Below are 5,973 nucleotides of genomic sequence, written 5' to 3'. Positions count from 1 at the left end.
GACAACCGATCCTACCGGCCATCATAGTCGCCGCTCAACCGGCCATCGTAGTTGTCGCCGCGCAAACCAGACCATTTCAGGACGCCGCCCTTCGTGTCACGCCAGGGCGTAAGGTGGATCCTGCGCAACTCCTCACTAGCGAACCCTGGCTTGAGACTCCCGAGCCAGAGGTCGGGCTGCTCTTCAATGCGACGTGCCGCCTCCTCCGGGCTCATGCCCGACACGGAGCGCAACGCCCGCTCCAGCTCGGGCCCACGTTCGGTCGCATCTTCCAATTGCAGGGCGCGAACGCGTTCGGCAATTGCGCGAGTATCGCTCACGTAGAGCAAACGATCTGTGAGCTCGGCCGACATATCGAGTTCGCTCGTCGAGGGGTCGCCATCGCTGGCAACGGGCCACAGGCCAAGCCGAGCGAGGGCGCCGCCCGGATCATCCGCCGCACCCACGTAGAAATCGAACTTCGACCAGGGGGTCAGCCGGCGGCGGCGGCCGAGCCGTTCCGCGCGCCAGACCGCCTCATCCAGCACGCCCATGCGACCGAAGAACGGCTTGCGCGCAAGCTTCAGCACCTCGCCGAACAGTTCAGCCTCGCCGATTTCGCGGCCGGCGCTGTAGATGCCGTCGAGACCAGCTCCCGCGCGGAGCGGATCGACCAGCAGCAGTGCAGCGTCGGCCTTGTCCTCGCGCTGTTCGACCGCCTGATCGGCGGAGATGCGCCTGCTTCCAGCCACGTCGATCACGGCATTGACCGTCCAACCTGGTACGACGAACGCGTCGCTATCGGCTAGTGCATCGATTTGCTCCGATGGCAAACACCGCAGGAAAGCGACGGCGCCGGAAGTTGGAGCCCCGAGCCGATTGACTATGGCCTGAGCTAGAAAGGCGACGTGGCGAGGTCCCATTACGCGGCGTCTTCCATCTTTTCGCTGTCCTGCTGGGCGCGGTACCGGGCCTGGAGTTTTTTCATACGTTCCGCGTCATTGACGCCGATCAACAGCCCGAGATCCCGCAGGCGCCGCTCTAGCATCCGCCGATTGCGCTGGAGCAGATCGCTTGGCACCGCGAGGTTCGGCGGCGCCCGATCGACGTAGAAACCGTACTGCTCCCGTAGAATACGCAGAAAGTCGGGGTAAGAAAGCGGTTGCTCTTTGCGACCCTTGCCGGTCCGGCGAACGTGCCGATGTACAAGATATTCGATGACGGGATTGGTCAGAACGAAGGAAAGAGCGTCACCGCGGCGGCCCTGACCTTTCTTCCGGGTTTGATGAAGCGTGACCTTGCGACGCTTTGCCAGCCCATTCACTTCATCGATCATCAATGCCGATGACAGAAAGGTGTTGAGCCGCTCGGTCCCCTTATTCGAAGAGCCCGTAAAAGCAGCGCTTAACGCTTCTGCTAGCGCGCGGCCAGGATCGCCTTCTCTCGACTCTTCGCCGAGCAAGGCGCGCAGTTCGAGATCCTCGGCCGTCTCGGCTGCATCGCGCAACTTTCGCGCAGTTCGTATAAAGTAGCGCCGGGCATCCCGTGCCTCATCATGGCTGCCATTCAGAACGGAACCGAGCAGATTGAGCCAGTCTGTTCCGTCTGGCGACGTGGGCGGCCAGGATTTGCGGTCAATCTCCGACTCGCTCCGCACAAAGTGGTCGAGGAGTCGCGCGTGCATGAGTACCGCCGGCAGCCGGTTAAGCGCCTGTCGCATCAGGAAGCCGGATTCCTCGGATGTGGCACGAAGGGCTGGATCGGAGCCGCTGGAGCAGTCCACGAACAGCGGGAACTTCGGCGCGGCGGCCACGTCCGGCAGCACGCCAGCAGTGCCCCAGCGGTTCATGATCTCCACAGTCGCCGTCAGGATCGTGGTCAACCCAATCGCGATCGCTGATTCGAGCATTTGAAGAAGCGCGGCACGCGGCATGGCGCCGCCACGCGCGTAGCAGTCGAGAAAGACCAGGAGATCATCACGGAAAATCTCGGCCGCACGCGCTGCGATCGGGCGCTGATTAGGGATCGGCCCAGGATTGTTTCGTCCGACCGCCTTGGCCGGTGCCTCGCCGCATCCCTGTGCTAGACGAACCGTAACCAGCTGATCGAGTGGAAGTGGTACCGTTTCGTCAAGATCGTCCGATCTCAGGTCGCTTTTTAGAGGGCCGGTCGTCTCCGTACCCGGCGCGAGCGACGCCAATAGGTCGTTGTCCTGCACTCTTGCCCCGACTCGGTATCGACCGCGCTCCGCAAACGGTTCTACATTCTCTCCGTCCCTTTGATTGCTGAGCAGCGCGGTGACCATTTCCGGAACGCCGCGCAAATTGGCCGAGCTGCTCGGGAGGTCGATCCAGGACGCGAAATAGTGATTGGCAAAGCAGCGCTGAACCTGCTCGTCATGAGACTCCGAATGCCGCCGGTTTTCCAGGATCGACGTGAGCAAAAAGTCGCCCAAGATTGCTCGACCGGTAGCGGAATCGAATCCTTCTATGCTCGGGTCCTCGACCAGCCTTGCAACTGTCGTTGAGATGGTTGGCGGAGCGCCAGCACCGTAGACTTCGGCGAATTTCCCTTTGCCGCGGCGATTTCCCCACCGGAAAAGATAGAGCATCATTGGCAGGATCGCCCCAACCGAAAAGTCTTGCGGCACGAACGGGAAGACCGGCGGATAGGTGCTCGTCCAAATCTGGGCAGTCATCTGGCTGCCCAAAACGGATTCAACGACCTGACGGGTTTCGTTCGCCATTATGCGCTCTCGCTCGTCAGGAGTATCGTCTGGCGGCCAGCGCGGGTTTCGATGCCGAGGTGGTGCACCTTCTCGCTGTCCGCCGGGTTCCACGCGTTTAGCGCTTGTTCGTCCTCCTGAGCCAGCCGGCTCGTGAAGATGCCCAGATTGGCAAAGACGTCGTCAGAAAATGCATCGAGAATCTGCACACCATCGGCGAGATCCATCAAGAGGCTATAGAGCTCGAGCGGGATTCGCAGTTCATCCATCCCGCCGTGATCGGGGGTATAGCGCAGTGTTAGATAGCGATGGAGCGTCTCAAGCCCGACCGTCGCCTGAAAACGCTCGGCGACTAATGAGAAGCGATCGAGAGATTTTTCGATCCAGAAGGCGGTTTCTGTCGGTGTCCGGGGCACAACCCTGATGGGGATTCGATTGGCTTCGCGGTAAGCGAGATCCGGCAGCGCCTCAAGCCGGGAAAGACCGTCGCACAGGCGCTGCTTGATCAAGGACTGCTCCTCGCCCGACAGGAGCGGAAAACGCCGGAACTCGTATGAACGGCGACCGTCGCGCAGAGTGAGGGCATGCCCATCGCCACCGATTGCCTGCACTTGATCCGCCGACCAGCCGAGATATGCGCGGCGACGCGCGCTGCGCAACGGGATGGGACGGCCGACTAAGTCCCGGAACCGCCGTGCCCCGTGGGCGGGATCTGGACTGCCCCGGCCAACGAGATAGCGATCAACCCGCGCGTGTCCTTCTAGCGCGGGATCGAGCCGGGCCAGCTCCCGCAACAATTCGCCTTGTCGGGCCGGGGACTCGGGATTGAACGCATGGTCTGCGGGATCGTGGGGTTCGAGGTCAGGATTCTCATGCAGGTCTTCGCAGGCGTGCAGGCCGAACAGGATGTAGCTGATCGCAGCCTTGAGCTCGCGCGCGGTTATATGGATTTCATTGCGCTGGTGGACCGTCTGCAACGCATCGGTTAACCGCGCCCGCAAGCGGTTACCGTCAGCGAGAATGTGGGGATCGCCACTTGCCCCCATCATGTCGGCGGAGCGCTTCATCGTACAGCGCGCCTGAGCGGTGCAGGTTCGACAAGGTGCCCAGATGCTCGCGGTAGCGTCTCCGCCGACGAGGCGATGGACCAATTCGTCGATGAAGCCGGTCGTGATAATACCGCGGGCTACATCCAGCCCCCCGACGAGCGAACGGTTGTTGAGTTCGACGAGACGGATATGAGAAGACAGTTCAGCGCTCTGATGGCTGAGCGCCGCCGCCAGATCTCTGGTCAGGACCGTTTCGTCCTGCTCCATTTCAGCGTGCTCGATCCATTCCATGAGTCGGCCATCATTCACCGCAACCAGATGGACTCGGCGGTCGTTCGTCGGGCCGTTGAGAAACGGACCGAACAATTCATCGAGCAGGCTGTCAGCGGATCGCCCCTTCCAGCTTGCGGCACCGTCAAGATTGATCATCACGGCCCGGCCCGCGAGGCTCCCCGTCCATACGCGTTCGCTCGACGGCGGCGGTTCGCCGCCGAGGGTTTGGACGAGTCGTTGCAGGAACGCTGTCTTCCCGTCGCCAGCGTTGCCGCAGAGAATGACGAGCGACACGTCTCCGGCAGTGATTGCCGCTGGCAGCGCCGTATCGAGCGCGGTTGGTACATAGGTGTCGAATGCAAATTCGGAGTCGAGGCCGCGGGTCTCCGCGTTGCCGAAGCGAGAGCCCGGATAGGTGCTGAGGATGTCCTTTACCCGCGCAACCTCGTTCGGACGAAGCGGCTCGGGAACAGCCGAAACCGCGCCGACTGCGGGCGACGATTGCTGGGGGGTGGACGCGCTCGCGCGCAGTTCTCGCAGTGCGGCGCCCGCGTCCACGAACCGTCTGTCCGCGGGACCGGTTGCCCGATCTAGAAGAGGAACGAGCGTCGGAAAGACAGCTCGCTCTTCATTCGTCCAATCGAGACCTAACCCATCTTTCGCTGGCGCGGGCGGACGATTGGTGATCGCGTGAAACAGCGTTGCCGCAAGGCTGTAGACATCGTCTCGAGCTAGGACTTCCGCACCGTCGCGACGCTCCGGCGAGGTGTAAAGCACTGTGCCTTGGCTGCGCGGCCGATACCCGATCGGTCCCGCGAGATCATAGTCGATAAGGACGACCTGAGCCTCGTCAACGAGGATATTGGACAAGCTGACGTCGCCGTGTACCCATCCTTGGGCGTGGAGAGCGTCGAGCGCATCGCATAGCATCTCGAACCAATCGATAGCGAGCTGCTCGGTAGATTCTGCCCCGTCTTCCTGCGCGATGAAGTCGAGGTCGCCGCACCAGGTGCTAAGTGGCGCCCCCTGCGTCCACCGGAGCAAGGTCATCAGTTCGTTCGCGTTCCAGCTACTCGCACATTCGAGGATGTTCGAGAGTCCCTCGCGCAACGAAAGGGGGCGCAGCCGCTGATAGGCGGCCAGCGACGCGGGTCCGAGATCAGGATTGAAGACGGCTTTACCTACAAACGTCCCGATCGGCTCCCCATCTTCACTGTCAAGCTGCTCGAGTTTGAAAGTCCGGCCGACGCTTCCCTGGCCCAGCACGGAAACCACGCGGTAGCTCGAGTCCTTCCACGTGAACTGATATCCTTCATCCCATCTCGTCGGCGAAAGTGCTGCTGGCTCGATGGGTGGTAGTTCAACGGCCCCAGGATCTTGCTCTTGGAGCAAATCCACGATGTCTCTCGCACTAGGTCGGCGCGATGGATCGGGATCGCATCCGAGGAGAAGGATCTCGCGAACATCCGGCGCCTCCTCCGCCGAGAAGAGCTCGATCAACACGCCGCACAGGCTGAAAAGGTCGGACGACGGTGTCGCAGTCGCCAATCCCTTCGATCGAATCTCAGGCGCTGCGAAGGCGCCAAAAGTGTCGCCAGTCTCACCTTCACTCAAGGTCTGGGCGGGCGTAAGGCGGGCCCACCGCCAGCCCGCGAAGAGCGGGCTGTTATCGGCCCGAACACGCACGCTTTCTGCATCGAGGGCCCGGTGGAGGAGCGGACCCTCGCTTGAATCGGTAAACTCCGCGAGAGCGATCAGTGCGCGTTCGGCGAAGTCCCGGCGTTGGGACAAGGTCCAATCTCGGTTCTCCTTCAACACCGATGTCGGGACGGCAGCGCTGTCGCTGACGCTGAAAAAGAACATCTCGCCGGCGTAGTTTGGATGGCCTGCTGCCGGTTTGGTGGACACCGAGATAAGGTGTTTTCACCTATCGGAGGTCCAAAATGC

3 protein-coding genes are annotated in these 5,973 nt (G+C 61.8%); all 3 read right to left on the bottom strand.

The genetic code is table 11. The features are described 5' to 3' along the window. Positions 1-11: 11 nt before the first annotated feature. Positions 12-740 (bottom strand): hypothetical protein, encoded by a 729-nt coding sequence (locus PYV00_RS16090; RefSeq protein ID WP_275229324.1) that lies wholly within the window; start codon positions 738-740, stop codon positions 12-14. A 161-nt stretch (positions 741-901) separates the two neighbouring features. Next, on the bottom strand, positions 902-2,725 hold the full coding sequence (locus PYV00_RS16085) for a hypothetical protein (RefSeq protein ID WP_275229323.1): 1,824 nt from the start codon (positions 2,723-2,725) through the stop codon (positions 902-904). Next, complete coding sequence (locus tag PYV00_RS16080; protein WP_275229322.1) at positions 2,725-5,934, bottom strand: protein kinase domain-containing protein; 3,210 nt, start codon at positions 5,932-5,934, stop codon at positions 2,725-2,727. Before PYV00_RS16080 ends, PYV00_RS16085 begins: the two co-directional genes overlap by 1 nt. Positions 5,935-5,973: the final 39 nt, after the last annotated feature.

Origin of the sequence: Novosphingobium album (ex Liu et al. 2023) (assembly GCF_029076845.1) — a bacterium.
Taxonomy (GTDB): domain Bacteria; phylum Pseudomonadota; class Alphaproteobacteria; order Sphingomonadales; family Sphingomonadaceae; genus Novosphingobium.
Note: the sequence above shows the minus strand (reverse complement) of the source record. Positions and strands in the feature narration are given on the sequence as shown.

Coding starts and splice junctions, on each gene's coding strand:
- PYV00_RS16085 (WP_275229323.1), bottom strand. CDS start 2,725: ATGGCGAACGAAACCCGTCAGGTCGTTGAATCCGTTTTGGGCAGCCAG.